The organism is Methylocystis sp. ATCC 49242 (assembly GCF_000188155.2).
Lineage (GTDB): Bacteria > Pseudomonadota > Alphaproteobacteria > Rhizobiales > Beijerinckiaceae > Methylocystis.
Map to the genome: position 1 here is coordinate 2,383,456 of NZ_KE124774.1, position 12,578 is coordinate 2,396,033.

The 12,578-nt window shown below is 65.8% G+C and carries 13 protein-coding genes; 4 read left to right on the forward strand and 9 right to left on the reverse strand.

The genetic code is table 11. The annotated features are described in order from the left end of the window. The first annotated feature begins 313 nt into the window (after window positions 1-313). Window positions 314-718 carry a hypothetical protein gene (locus tag MET49242_RS13670; protein ID WP_036283598.1) on the forward strand — a complete coding sequence of 135 codons (405 nt, stop codon included), beginning with the start codon at window positions 314-316 and terminating at the stop codon, window positions 716-718. Window positions 719-723: 5 nt separating this feature from the next. Here the strand turns inward: MET49242_RS13670 and MET49242_RS13675 are convergent, their stop codons facing one another. The 7 genes from MET49242_RS13675 to ccmI form a co-directional block, all read right to left on the reverse strand. Next, the gene (locus MET49242_RS13675; protein ID WP_244430817.1) at window positions 724-1,536 is read right to left on the reverse strand and encodes a MipA/OmpV family protein; all 813 of its coding nucleotides are present in this window, start codon (window positions 1,534-1,536) and stop codon (window positions 724-726) included. Between the two features lie 217 nt (window positions 1,537-1,753). Then, window positions 1,754-2,938, reverse strand: coding sequence for an FAD-dependent monooxygenase (locus MET49242_RS13680; RefSeq protein WP_036283600.1), 1,185 nt, complete (start codon window positions 2,936-2,938; stop codon window positions 1,754-1,756). Window positions 2,939-2,951: 13 nt separating this feature from the next. Continuing rightward, entirely contained in the window at window positions 2,952-3,200 is a 249-nt protein-coding gene (locus MET49242_RS13685; protein ID WP_036283602.1) for a zinc-finger domain-containing protein, read from the reverse strand. Window positions 3,201-3,292: 92 nt separating this feature from the next. Beyond that, the gene (locus MET49242_RS13690) at window positions 3,293-3,760 is read right to left on the reverse strand and encodes a cytochrome c-type biogenesis protein (protein ID WP_036283604.1); all 468 of its coding nucleotides are present in this window, start codon (window positions 3,758-3,760) and stop codon (window positions 3,293-3,295) included. Then, window positions 3,757-5,733 (reverse strand): heme lyase CcmF/NrfE family subunit, encoded by a 1,977-nt coding sequence (locus MET49242_RS13695; RefSeq protein WP_036283606.1) that lies wholly within the window; start codon window positions 5,731-5,733, stop codon window positions 3,757-3,759. The genes MET49242_RS13690 and MET49242_RS13695 overlap by 4 nt, the downstream gene beginning before the upstream one ends. 7 nt (window positions 5,734-5,740) lie before the next feature. Further along, complete coding sequence (ccmE, locus tag MET49242_RS13700; RefSeq protein ID WP_036283609.1) at window positions 5,741-6,178, reverse strand: cytochrome c maturation protein CcmE; 438 nt, start codon at window positions 6,176-6,178, stop codon at window positions 5,741-5,743. 177 nt (window positions 6,179-6,355) lie between these two features. Further along, window positions 6,356-7,480, reverse strand: a complete 1,125-nt coding sequence (gene ccmI / locus MET49242_RS13705; RefSeq protein ID WP_036283611.1) for a c-type cytochrome biogenesis protein CcmI — start codon at window positions 7,478-7,480, stop codon at window positions 6,356-6,358. Between the two features lie 150 nt (window positions 7,481-7,630). On the opposite strand from ccmI, the gene MET49242_RS13710 reads away from it, so the two are divergent. After that, window positions 7,631-8,092 (forward strand): DUF2721 domain-containing protein, encoded by a 462-nt coding sequence (locus tag MET49242_RS13710; protein ID WP_036283613.1) that lies wholly within the window; start codon window positions 7,631-7,633, stop codon window positions 8,090-8,092. On the opposite strand, the gene purB is transcribed toward MET49242_RS13710, so the two are convergent. Continuing rightward, window positions 8,046-9,353 carry an adenylosuccinate lyase gene (purB, locus tag MET49242_RS13715; RefSeq protein ID WP_036288114.1) on the reverse strand — a complete coding sequence of 436 codons (1,308 nt, stop codon included), beginning with the start codon at window positions 9,351-9,353 and terminating at the stop codon, window positions 8,046-8,048. The two genes, MET49242_RS13710 and purB, sit on opposite strands and share 47 nt — an antisense overlap. A 95-nt stretch (window positions 9,354-9,448) precedes the next feature. After that, window positions 9,449-9,826, reverse strand: a complete 378-nt coding sequence (locus MET49242_RS13720; RefSeq protein WP_036288117.1) for a DUF4345 domain-containing protein — start codon at window positions 9,824-9,826, stop codon at window positions 9,449-9,451. Window positions 9,827-9,980: 154 nt separating this feature from the next. Here MET49242_RS13720 and MET49242_RS13725 point away from each other — a divergent pair, with 154 nt between their 5' ends. Both MET49242_RS13725 and MET49242_RS13730 read left to right on the forward strand, forming a co-directional pair. Beyond that, complete coding sequence (locus MET49242_RS13725; RefSeq protein WP_036283617.1) at window positions 9,981-11,225, forward strand: FAD-binding oxidoreductase; 1,245 nt, start codon at window positions 9,981-9,983, stop codon at window positions 11,223-11,225. Between the two features lie 206 nt (window positions 11,226-11,431). After that, window positions 11,432-12,577 (forward strand): acyltransferase, encoded by a 1,146-nt coding sequence (locus tag MET49242_RS13730; protein WP_144259622.1) that lies wholly within the window; start codon window positions 11,432-11,434, stop codon window positions 12,575-12,577. The last annotated feature ends 1 nt before the right edge of the window (window position 12,578 follow it).

Sequence of the window (12,578 nt, forward strand, 5' to 3'; positions counted from 1 at the left end):
CAGACAGAAGGTAAGTATAATTCTTCGCAAGGAAAATCCGTAAAATTCGACGCTTTTGCACATATTGCTGTTTTTTAATGACTTTTTTGCGGGACATTCGATAAAATAGCTCAGCTCACGCAATGGCGCCTTTAACTTTCGCCTCAAACTGGTAAATTTTGCCGGGGCACACTGGTTAATGCGGCCGCCGCCGGTATAATTTTTGTGGCGAAGGCCGGGTCGGGTCGGCGCGATCGAGGCGCCATTCGGACGCAAATCCGCCACAGATATTGCTGCTATTGATACCGCTTTCTCACGGGCGAGACAGGAAAGAATGAAACCGATTTTTCCCCTTCCCGCCTTGATTCGCTTCAATGTTCTCGGCGCTTGCGCCTATCTCGCCTGCGTGGGCGCCGCCTTGGCCGACACGCGTCCATCCCCCGCGACGCCGGCGCCCGCCGCCGCGAGCGCGCCAAATTCAGGCCATGATTCATCCCGCCGCATTTCGAAATTCGAGGCGCGACGGATCCGACACGCCTGCCGCGACCGCGCCAACGAGCACAGTCTCAAGGGCCCCGAGCGCGACGCTTTTCTTACGAAATGCTTTTTCGGCCGCGCTTCTCATCGCGCTGTGCGCCACGAATGCGCCCGCGAAGGCGAGGCGAAGGGGCTCGACAAGGCGGCGCTGCGCGACTTCACGCGCGAATGCGTGAAGGAACGCACGCGCCAGAAAGACTGAATCGCTCAGAACGGAAACGGATTGCGCACCTCGAAGGAGCGCGCGACCGAGAGGCCGGCGGTGTATTGGCTGCGGGAGCCGATGAGGTTCGGAATGGGGCTTCCCCCGACGCCGCCAAGCAGACGCTGGCCTCCGCCGAAGACCGAGACGCTGGTCCATTCGTCGAAATCGTAGCGCACCGTCGCCATTCCGCCCGCGGAGGTGAATCCGCCCGTGGCGTTGTAGGGCGTAAGTCGCCCGTTGATCAGCGCCTCGAACGGCGTCACCGAGAAATAGGCGTTGGCGTAGCTATTGTCGCCGAAGTTCAGCCGCGGGCCGGCGGAAACGCGAAAACGCCCGAAACTCTGATAGGCGTCGGCATAAAGCGCTGCGACGAAGCCGCGATGGCCGTCGACGCCCTGGCGAAGCTCCGCGCGAAGGCGGACATGCTCGAGCGGATTGACCTCGATGAAGCCGCCCACCTCATGCGTGAGCCCAATCCGGCGCAGGCCGAAGAGCCCGTCCCGCTGGCCGCGCTGGAACACGAAGTTCGCCACCGGCCCGGCGCGCAGATAGCCGAGATCGAGCAGCGCCAGACCGAAACCCTCGTCGGGCGTCGAGAAAAGCTCCGGCTCGCCTACCTTGCGGAAGGAAACCGAGGGAAAGGGATAAGGCCGCATCTGGCCCGAGCCCGGAAAGCTCGGCGCGACCGCGCCCGTGACGCTGACCGTGACGATCCAGCCATTGGCGTCGGTTTTTGGCGGTGGGGTCAGTTCGGTCGCGCTCGCTGCGCCGATGAGCCAGCAGAAAGCGGCGAACACACGCCGTAAAAGTCTCAAGCCGCTGATCCGCAATGCCGAATTCCGCTCGCCCGTCGAATCTTGACAGTTTCTTAACAAGCCGCGCGCCGGCTGGCCAGCGCCTGCACAGCTGAAGCTCTGGCAAAACCGGCGCTCGGTCTCCGGCCTTGCCGCGCTGATGCGGATTTCGCGCGGCCCCTGCATCAGGCGCGTCATCGCCGTGAGGCGCGGCGGCGCCAGAAAGAGCTGACGAGCCTTACCGGTAGAGCCAGGCGTTGCGCGCGAGCATGCCGCGCCCGCCGAGAGCGCGGATGGCGAGATCGCGGGCGAAGGCCGCCGGACCGCCCATGTGGAAATATTCGCCCTGGCGGCGCGAGGCGCGCACCACCTGCGAGGCGCGGACGATGCGGGCGCGCTCATAGGCGGCGAAGGCCGTCTCCGCCGTCGCGCCGAGCTGCGTGAAGGCGCGGCCCAGCGCGTCGGCGTCCTCGATCGCCTGCGCGGCGCCCTGCGCCAGAAAGGGCATCATGGGGTGCGCGGCGTCGCCGAGCAGGGTCACCGCGCCGCGACTCCAGCTCTTGAGCGGCGGGCGGGCGAAAAGCGGCCAGTGCCGCCAGACGGCCCCCGCCTCCACCAGTTCGCGCAGCATCGGCGCCGAGCGCAGCCGATCCAGTTCGCGCGCCAGCGACGGCCCGTCGAGCGAGAGGATGGAGGCGCCGTCCTGCTGCCGCGGCGGCTCCTCGACGATCACGACGACATTTATGATCGAGCCGTCGCGAAGCGGGTAATGCACGACATGCGCGCCCGGCGACAGCCAGAGATTGCTCTCCCGCGCCCGCAGCGGCGCAGGCGCCAGTTCGGCCGGCACCAACGCGCGCCAGGCGGTGGCGCCGGAATAGATGGGCGCGTCGCGCTCTGTGCGATGCAGATGCGCGCGCACGGCGGAGCGCTGACCATCGGCGCCGACGAGGCCGGAGGCGTCGATCTGCTCCAGCCCCCCGGATGTGTGGACGCGCAGCGAGACGACGCCGGAGCGATCCTCGAAATCGCCGACCCGCGCGCCTGTGCGGATCTCGACGAGCTCCTCCGCGAGCGCGCCCTGCAACAGTATCTGCTGGAGATCGGCGCGATGGAAAACACGGAAAGGCGCGCCCCAGCGCTCGCGCGCGCCGGAAAGATCGAGCCGGGCCAGAACGGCGCCGTCGCGCCCGCGGCGGATGTTGATCGCCTGCGGCTCCAGCGCCGCCGCCGCGAGCATCGGCTCGAGGCCGAGACCGGCCAGAACCCGCCCGGCGTTGGGCGCGATCTGAAACCCCGCGCCGACTTCCTCGATTTTCGCCGCGCGCTCCAGAACCAGCGCTCGTCTGCCCGCGCGCGCCAGCGACAATGCGGCGGTCAGCCCGCCGACGCCGGCGCCCGCGATGACGATGGGCGCGCTCACGCCGGCCCGGTCCTCAGGCGGCTTCTTCGGTCGCGTGATAGACGCATTCCGCCGGGTCGGCGCCGCCGTGCAGCGAGGCGTCGTAGACGAAAAGGGTCGAGCAATAGGGGCAGACCGCCTGCGAATCCGCGCCCATGTCGAGATAGACATGCGGATGGTCGAACGGCGGCAGCGCGCCGATGCACATGAACTCCTTCGCCCCCACGCGAATCTGGGCGACGCCGGGCGTATTGTGGAAATGGGGCGTGGAATGTTCGGCCATGGTCCGCTCTTTCGTGACGCCGCGCAGGCGGCTCAGGATAGCTCCCGCCCCCTATATTGCAGCGCGCGCGCCTTGGATAGGGGTTGCGGGGCTCACTCTTTCGGGTCGACGCCCAGCGCCTTCAGCCGCTCGCGCTCCTGCGCCGTCAGGGCGGCGGGCGCAAGGGTGGCGCGACGGTTGCGTCGGGCGGCGGTCCAGACGGCGGCCGCCCCGGCCAGCAGCGCGATAAGCGGCGCCGTCCACAGCAGGATTGTCCCCATCTTCAACGGTGGACGCAGCAGGACGAAGTCGCCGTAGCGGGCGTGCACATATTCCTTCACCTCGGCGTCGCTCATGCCTTCCTTGAGCTTCTCGCGCACGAGAACCCGCAGGTCTTTCGCAAGCGAGGCGTCGGAATCGTCGATCGACTGGTTCTGGCAGACGAGGCAGCGCAACTCGCCGGTGATGACGCGGGCACGGGCCTCGAGCGCGGGGTCGGAGAGCATTTCGCCCGGCGTGACGGCGTGGGCGGCGAGCGGCGCGATGACGAGCGCGGCCGCGATAATGTAACGACACTTCATTCCGCAGCCTCCGGCAGGGCGCCCGCCGCCGCGCGTCTCGCGACGCCGATGCGCAGGCGCCGGTCGGCCAGCGAGCAGACGCCGCCGAAAGCCATGACGAGCGCGCCGATCCAGATCAGCGTCACGAGCGGCTTCCAGTAGAGACGCGCGTCGATCGTGCCGTCGCCATGCGACTCGCCGATGGCCGCATAGACCTGCCCCAGACCGAGCGTGACGATGCCGGCTTCGGAACGCTGCATCTTGCGCGCCTGATAGAAGCGCTTGGCGGGTTCGATCGTCGCGATCGTTTCGCCGCCCTTTCGCACCGCCATCACGGCGTAAATTTCCGAATAGTTCGGCCCCTGCCGCGGCGAGACTTCCTCGATTCCCAGCTTGTAGGGCCCGACGTCGTAGTAATCGCCGGGTTTCATCGCGAGGATGTTCTCGACGCCCCAACCCGTCGCAGCGAGGCCGAGCAGCGTCAGCCCCATGCCGGCGTGCGAGATCGACGTGCCCCATGCGGACAGCGGCAGGCCGAGGAGGCGCGAGAAGACCGAACGCGACGAGGCCGCGCGGTAGGTCACGCGCTGGGCGATGTCTGTCACGCCGCCAACGATGAGATAGATCGCAATGCCGGCGGTGACGATGGAAAGAAACGGCGTGCCGTACCAGGCGCCGAAGGCCGCCGCGCCAACGACGCCGACCGCGAAGGCGACGCGCAGGCGCTGCATGGCGGCGCCGAGGTCGCCGCGCTTCCAAGCCAGCATCTGGCCGATCGGCATCAGCAGCGCGAGCGGCAGGGCGATGGGGATCAGCACCGTATTGAAGAAGGGCGCGCCGACCGAAATCTTCTCCCCCGTCAGCGCCTCCAGCGCCAGCGGATAGAGCGTGCCGATGACCACCGTCGCGCAGCTCGCCGAGAGCAGAAGGTTGTTCACGACCAGAGCGCCCTCGCGCGAAATGGGCGAGAACAGCCCGCCCACCGGCAGGGAGCCGGCGCGGATCGCGAAGAGCGCCAGCGCGCCGCCGATGAAAAAGACGAGGATGGCGAGGATGAATACGCCGCGCTCGGGATCGCTCGCGAAGGCGTGCACGGAGGTGAGCACGCCCGAACGCACGAGGAAGGTGCCGAGGAGCGACAGCGAAAAGGCGAGGATCGACAGGAAGATCGTCCAGACCTTGAGCGCCTCGCGCTTCTCCATCACCGCCGCGCTGTGCAGCAGGGCCGTGCCCGCGATCCAGGGCATGAGCGAGGCGTTCTCGACCGGGTCCCAGAACCAGAAACCGCCCCAGCCGAGCGTGTAATAGGCCCAATAGGAGCCCATCGCGATGCCGAGCGTCAGGGCGATCCATGCGAATAGCGTCCATGGCCGGGCGACCCGCGCCCAGGCGGCGTCTATGCGCCCGCCGATGAGCGCCGCCGCCGCGAAGGAGAAGACCACCGAGAATCCGACATAGCCAAGGTAGAGCAGCGGAGGATGAATCGCGAGGCCGGGGTCCTGAAGGATCGGATTGAGGTCGCGGCCTTCCCACGGCGCCTGCGCGACGCGCGCGAAGGGATTGGACGTCAGCAGGATGAAGAGAAGGAAGGCGGCGCCGAGCAGCCCCTGCACGGAAAGCGCGTCGGCGCGCAGCTTGTCGGGAATGGCCGAGGAAAAGAGCGCGATGAGCGCGCCGCAGAGCGACAGCACCAGCACCCAGAGCAGCATGGAGCCTTCGTGATTTCCCCAGACGCCGGAGATTTTATAGATGAAGGGCTTCAGCGAATGCGAATTCTCGATGACGTTCACGAGCGAGAAGTCGGAGACGACATGCGCATAGGTGAGCGCGCCATAGGCCAGCGCGATCAGAAGAAACTGCGCGATGGCGGTCGGGCGCGCGACGCGCATCAGCGCCGCGTCGTTGAGGCGGGCGCCGGCGAAAGGAATGACGAATTGCGCGAGAGCGAGCGCGAGCGCGAGGACGAGCGCGTAATGTCCGGTTTCGACGATCATTCGGGACTCACTTCTTTTCGCCCTGCCACACGCCCTGCTTCTTGAGCGCGTCGGCGACGTCGCGCGGCATGTAGCGTTCATCGTGCTTGGCCAGCACGCTGTCCGCCTTGAACTTTCCGTCCGGCTTCAGAAGCCCGTCGACGACGACGCCCTGCCCCTCGCGGAAGAGATCGGGCAGCAGACCCGTATAGGCGACGTCGAGGTCCTTCGTCCGGTCGGTGACGGTGAAGGTCACATCCTTGCCGCTCTTCACGACGCTGCCCTCCTTCACGAGACCGCCGATGCGCAGCCGCGCGCCCGGCGCGACCTGTTTCTGGGCGAGTTCAGAGGGCGTGTAGAAAAAGACGATATTGTCGCGCAGCGCGAACAGCATCAGTCCGGCCGCGAGGCCGAGAACCGCCAGCGCCCCGATGATCAAGGTCAGTCGCTTACCCTTGCGCGTCATTGTGCTCTCTTTTCGAACGGCGCGGCCGACGCCCGCCGGAGACCACGGATGTAGAGGTTCGGCGCGGCCTTTGGAAGTGCCGCGTCCGGCGCCGGTCCCGGCGGCTCTGGCGCCACGGCTGCCAGAAAATCCGGATCGGCGCGCGGGCTGCGACCATCGCGCCGGGCGGTTACGCGGCTATCCGCCGATGTTCAGCTCTTTCGCCAGCGCCTCGATGCGGGCGACGTCATCCTGCTTTTCCGCCAGCGCCTTGCGGGCGTCGGCCAGAGCCTTTTTCGCCTTCTCGGTTTCCGCGAGCACGCTGTAGGCGCGGATGAGCTTCAGCCAGCCCTCGACATCGTCGCCCTTGGCCTCGAGGCGCGACGCGAGACGGTCCACCATGGTGCGGATCGCCGCCTGACGCTCCTGCGCCGGCATGGCGGCGATGGCCTTGCCCTGCTCGCTCGCCGGCCCCTGCGCGGCCGCGGGCGGCGGGGCGGGTTCGGCCTCGCCGCGCAGCATGGCGAGCTGGCCCCTGACCGCCTTGAGATAGGCGGCGTCCTCCGGGGCCTCGGCCGCCATTTTCTCGAAAATCCCGATCGCCTTGTCCTTGTCGCCAGCCTGCGCGGCGGCGACGCCGAGGTAATAGCGCGCGACCACATTGTCGGCTTCGAGCGCGAGCGCCGCCTCGAAATCCTTCTTTGCCTCTGGCGTCACCGTTCCCTGGGCGACGATCATGCGGGCTTCGCCGAGCGCGGCGTGACGGGCCGCCGTGGGCCCCAGAAGCTTCAGCGCCTGCGAATAAGCGTTGATCGCGTCGTCGCCGCGGCCCGTGCGCAGGTAATAGGGCGCAACGACCTCGAAGCCGCGGCCATCCTCGGGATGCTCGCGCAAATGCTGCTCGATGCGGGCGACGGCGCCGGCGAGATCGTTGTGATCCGGCGCGGAGTCGAGCCGCGCGGTCAGCGGCATGTCGGGCATGCCGACATTGCCGAGTCGCCAGTAAAGCGTGAGCGCCAGCGCGGGAATTGCGACGATTGCGAGAAGCGCCGCAGCCAGCGCCGCCTTGCGCGAGCGCGCGGCCCTCGCCCTGGGCGCCGCCTCGGCGCGCAGCAGGCGGCGGGCGGCCTCAGTCTTCGCAGCCTCGGCCTCGGCGGGGTCCAACCGCCCCTCGGCGGCCTCTCGCTCGATTTCGGCGATCTGCTCCTCGAAGAAGGCGATGTCTGAGGCGCTGGCGTCCATGACTTCGCCGCGCATGGCGAGCGGCGCGAGCACGGCCATTACGGCGGCGCCGGTGAGAAGGGCGAACACGAGCCAGATCATGGAGCGCTGTTTAAGGCTTTGCGCCCGTCATTGGAAGAGACATGCGCCGGGCGCGCCATCGGACCAGTTGATCGAATGCCGCGACGGATGCGCTGAATTACATATTCAATGTAATATGGGCGAAGGCTTCACCTTGTTGCGAGACGCGCGATGCTGATCAACACGCCCTCGATCGAACAGCTTTCTAATGTGATTTCGGAAGTTACCGGCCCCGCCTTTCTGCTTGCGGCGGAGGCGCAGCTCCTGGCGGCGCTGGTCTCGCGGCTCGATCGCATCATCGACCGTTCGCGGTCGATGGGCGATCAGGAGGCAGGAGATCGCGAGAGCGAGCTGCGGGTCTTGAGGCGGCGCGCCGACCTTATGCACCGCGCCATCTATTGGGGCGTGGCGAGTTGCATCGTCACCAGCCTTCTCGTCATTGTCAGTTTTGCGGCCGCGTTCTTCCATATTCCCCACGAATATGGAGCGGGCCTCCTTTTCGCTCTGGCGATGGCGCCCTTCACGGCCGCCCTCATCGCCTTCGCGCGGGAGGTGCGGCTCGGCTATTGGGAGATCGACGCGCAGCCTATGCTTCGCCGAACACCCGCCGGAAAATCGTATCCACATGCTTGAAGTGGTACGAGAGGTCGAACAGTTCGTCGAGTTCGACGGGCGTGAGCTTCGCGCTCACGTCCTTGTCCTGCCCCAGCAGCGTGCGGAACTCGCCCTCGCCGCGCCACACCGGCATGGCGTTTCGCTGCACCATCGCATAGGCGTCCTCGCGCGAGACGCCCTTTTGCGTCAGCGCCAGAAGCACGCGCTGCGAATGGACGAGCCCGCCGAGCCTGTCGAGATTCTTCTGCATGTTCTCGGGATAGACGAGCAGATTGTCGATGACGTTGGTGAGCCGCACGAGCGCGAAGTCGAGTGTCACCGTCGCGTCGGGGCCGATCATGCGCTCGACGGAGGAGTGGGAAATGTCGCGCTCGTGCCAGAGCGCCACATTCTCCATGGCCGGAATGGCCATGCCGCGCACGAGGCGCGCAAGGCCGGTGAGGTTTTCCGTGAGCACGGGATTGCGCTTGTGCGGCATGGCGGAAGAGCCCTTTTGGCCGGCCGAGAAATATTCCTCGGCCTCCAGCACTTCCGTGCGCTGCAGATGACGGATTTCAATCGCGAGCCGCTCGATGGACGAGGCGACAACGCCGAGCGTGGCGAAGAAGGCGGCGTGACGGTCGCGGGGGATCACCTGCGTCGAAACGGGCTCGGGAACGAGCCCCATCTTGTGGGCGACATATTCCTCGACACGCGGATCGATATTGGCGAAAGTGCCCACTGCGCCGGAAATGGCGCAGGTCGCGATCTCCTTGCGGGCGTGGACGAGGCGCTCGCGGTTGCGGATGAACTCGGCGTAGGCCTGCGCCATTTTCAGCCCGAAGGTGACCGGCTCGGCGTGAATGCCATGCGAGCGGCCGATGGTCGGCGTGAATTTATGCTCGAGGGCGCGCCTCCTGATCGCGGCCAGCAGCGCGTCCACGTCGGCGATGAGCAGGTCCGCCGCGCGCGAGAGCTGGACGGCGAGGCAGGTGTCGAGCACGTCGGAAGACGTCATGCCCTGATGCACGAAGCGCGAATCCGGCCCGATGAATTCCGCGAGATGGGTCAGGAAGGCGATGACGTCATGCTTCGTCACGCGCTCGATCTCGTCGATGCGGGCGACGTCGAACTCGACGAAATCCGCCTTGTCCCAGATGTTTTTCGCGCTTTCCCTGGGGATGACGCCGAGCTCCGCGAGCGCGTCGCAGGCGTAGGCCTCGATCTCGAACCAGATCCGGAAACGGGTCTGGGGCTCCCAGATGACGGTCATTTCCGGACGGGAATAGCGGGGGATCATGGGGCCTCGACGGATACGAACATGAAAGCAGGCCGCCGCGAGCGCTCTCGCGCCGGCGGCGATAAGACCTCGGTTCGCAAATTCGCGGGCCGCGGTCAATCCGGCAGGCGCCAGACCCAGATGGCGAGTGGAACGAGCGTGATCTCCATGGCGGCGTAGACGAGAAGCAATGTCGCCGGCGTTCCGTCCGCGAACAGGCTCACGATGCGCCCGGCCACGAGGCCGCCCGAGAAAACGGCCGTCGTCAGCACGGCCGTGTTCCGGCAGGCGTCATTGAAGGCCGCGTAGAGCCAGAAAAAGCCGAGAGCCAGATAAAGGCCCATGACGGCCCGAAGGATATGCGCAAGGTCGGGATCGAGTTCGTCGACGCCGAGAAAGGCGGCGGCGAACCAGCGGGGCGACACCCCATAGAGCAAGGCGATGGCGGAAACCGTCACGAAAGCGAAAATGAGAAAATATTTCTTTGTCTGCATTTCGCGCCTGCTCATATCTGCGGTTGCATCACTACGCACAACTAGCACAGGCGTTGCATGAGGCCATCAGCCGCGCAAATTCGCCGCGGCCCGGAAAGTTGCGAATGAGCCCATCGGACGCATATGTCCGGAAGGGCGGTATATCGGGGACGTCATGCAAAAGGCGGATGTTGTCATTCTCGGCGCCGGAATGGTGGGCGTGTCGGCGGCGCTGCATCTGCAAGCGCGGGGACGCGACGCGGTGCTCATCGACCGGCGCGGCGGGGCCGGGCTCGAGACGAGCTTCGGCAACGCCGGGCTGATCGAGCGGTCGTCGATTTTCCCTTATCTTTTCCCGCGCGATCCCGCCCGGCTCGTCAAATATGCGCTCAACCTGCTTCCGGAGGCGCATTATCATGTTTCGGCCCTGCCCTCCGTCGGACCGTGGCTGATGCGCTATTGGCGCGAGAGTTCGCCCGAGCGCGTGCTCAGGAACATCGAGGCGCGCCGCCCGCTGATCGAAAACAGCCTTGCCGAGCATGAAAAGCTGATTCAACAGGCAGGCGCCGGGGCCCTCCTGCGAAAAACCGGCTGGATGAAGCTCTTTCGCAGCGACGCCTCGCTCGCGAGGGGCATGGCTGACGTAGAAAAGCTGCGCGCCTACGGCCTTCACATCGACGTGCTGGACACGGCCGGCGTCGCGGCGCGGGAGCCCGACCTCGCCGCTGTGGCGGGCGCGGCGCATTTTCTCGACACGGCCTCCGTCGTCGATCCCGGCGCCCTGTCGAAAGCCTATGCCGATCTCTTCGCCGCGCGCGGCGGGCGCTTTCGCGCCGGAGACGCGCTGAGCCTGCTGCAGACCGGCGACGGCCGCTGGAGCGTCGAGACCGAGGAAGGGCCCGTGATCGCCCGCGACGCCGTCGTCGCGCTCGGCCCCTGGTCCGACCAGATTTTCCATGCGCTCGGCTACAATCTGCCGCTGGGCTGGAAGCGCGGCTATCATATGCATTACGCTGCGCGCGAGGGCGCGAGACTCAACCATCCGGTCCTCGACGTGGATGTCGGCTATCTGCTCGCGCCGATGGCGCGCGGGATAAGGCTGACCAGCGGCGCGGAGTTCGCTCCCCGCGACGCGCCGCCCACGCCGGTGCAGATCGAGGTGTGCGAGCCTATTGCACGCAAGATGTTTCCGCTCGGCGAGCGCCTCGACCCCTCGCCCTGGCGCGGCGCGCGGCCCTGCCTGCCCGACATGCTGCCGGCGCTGGGCCCCGCTCCGCGCCACAAGGGACTGTGGTTCGATTTCGGCCACGCCCATCACGGATTGACGCTCGGCCCGGTCACAGGCCGTTTGCTCGCCGAGATGATGACCGGCGAGACGCCCTTCATCGACCCGCGCCCCTATCGCGTAGACAGGTTCTAGAGTCTTTCCGCTTCATGATTAACCTGAAGGACCCCGGAACTCCCTGTCCAGGCGCGCCTTAAAGCGCGTTCAGGAAAAATGTATGCGGTTTTCCGTTTGAACGCGCGACAAGATGTGAAGCGAGCGCCTCATCGCCTCGCAAGGACGGCGAAACCTCCCTCCGCTACAGCTTCCTGAAACTTGTCGGGAAGCGCTCGGGCGCACGGGTGGGTCATTTCATGCGGGCGCAGAACAGAATTGCCTATATCGACGGATGGCGGGCGCTCGCGATGCTGCTCGTCTTCTGCGACCACCTCGGCATGAACAGGGAGATCGGCGCCATCTATGCCAAGAGCCCGATCGGCGTCGTCTCCGAATATGGCGAAACCGGCGTTTTCATTTTCTTTTTCATCAGCGGATATGTCGTCAGCCTGATATGCCTGAAGGAAATCGAGACCTCCGGAGATTTTTGCGCGCCAGCCTTCTACGCCCGCCGCCTGTTCAGGATCGTTCCGCCCCTGATGCTCTATCTCTTTGTCTGCCTGTCGCTGGGCGCAGGCGGCGTCATCGACTTCTCTCTCGATAATTTTTTCAGTTCGGCTTTCTATCTGTGCAATTCGACGGCTCCTTTCGTGTCCTGCAACTGGTATGTCGGCCATACATGGAGCCTCGCCTTCGAGGAGCAGTTTTACCTGCTGTTTCCCCTCGTTCTATCCTTTGTCGAACTGCGAAGGGCGCCGAAGATCATCGTCGCCGCGAGCGCGACGCTGGTCGCGTCCATTCCCTTCGTCTTCACGATCTGGTGGATCGGCAAAACGGGATTTTTCATCGCCTACGGGCTGTTCTTCGCCGGTTACGCGGCGGCGAAACATGGCGAGCGCTTCATCGTCGGCGTGAGAACATACGGGAACGCTGCGCTGATCGTCTCGGCGCTCATCGTCTTTCTGCCCAGAAGCGTCATCGCTTCATTCGGCGATGATGAACGCGCCCGCGCAGAATTGATCGACTGTTACAGATTCCTGTATGTCGCCGCGATTCCGACGATGGTTCTGCTTTCGGGCGTCGCGAAGACTCCATTACACGACGCGCTGTCCAGCGGCGTCCTCGCCTATCTCGGTCGGGCGAGCTATTCGATCTATCTCTGGCAGCAATTGTGCAACGGCCCGGTCTTCAACGGCCTCGGCGTTTATGCGCAGCTCGGCCTGCTGTCGTGCACGGTCTTCTTCTGCATCGCCTTGTTCGAGACAATTGAAAGGAGACTGATCGAACGGGGGCGCGCGCTTTCCGGACGGCTGCGGCTTCGAGGGCGGCTCCCTCGCGGCGACGCGACGGCCCGACTCCAGTCGGCGACTGGAACGCCGGGCCGCTGCTGAG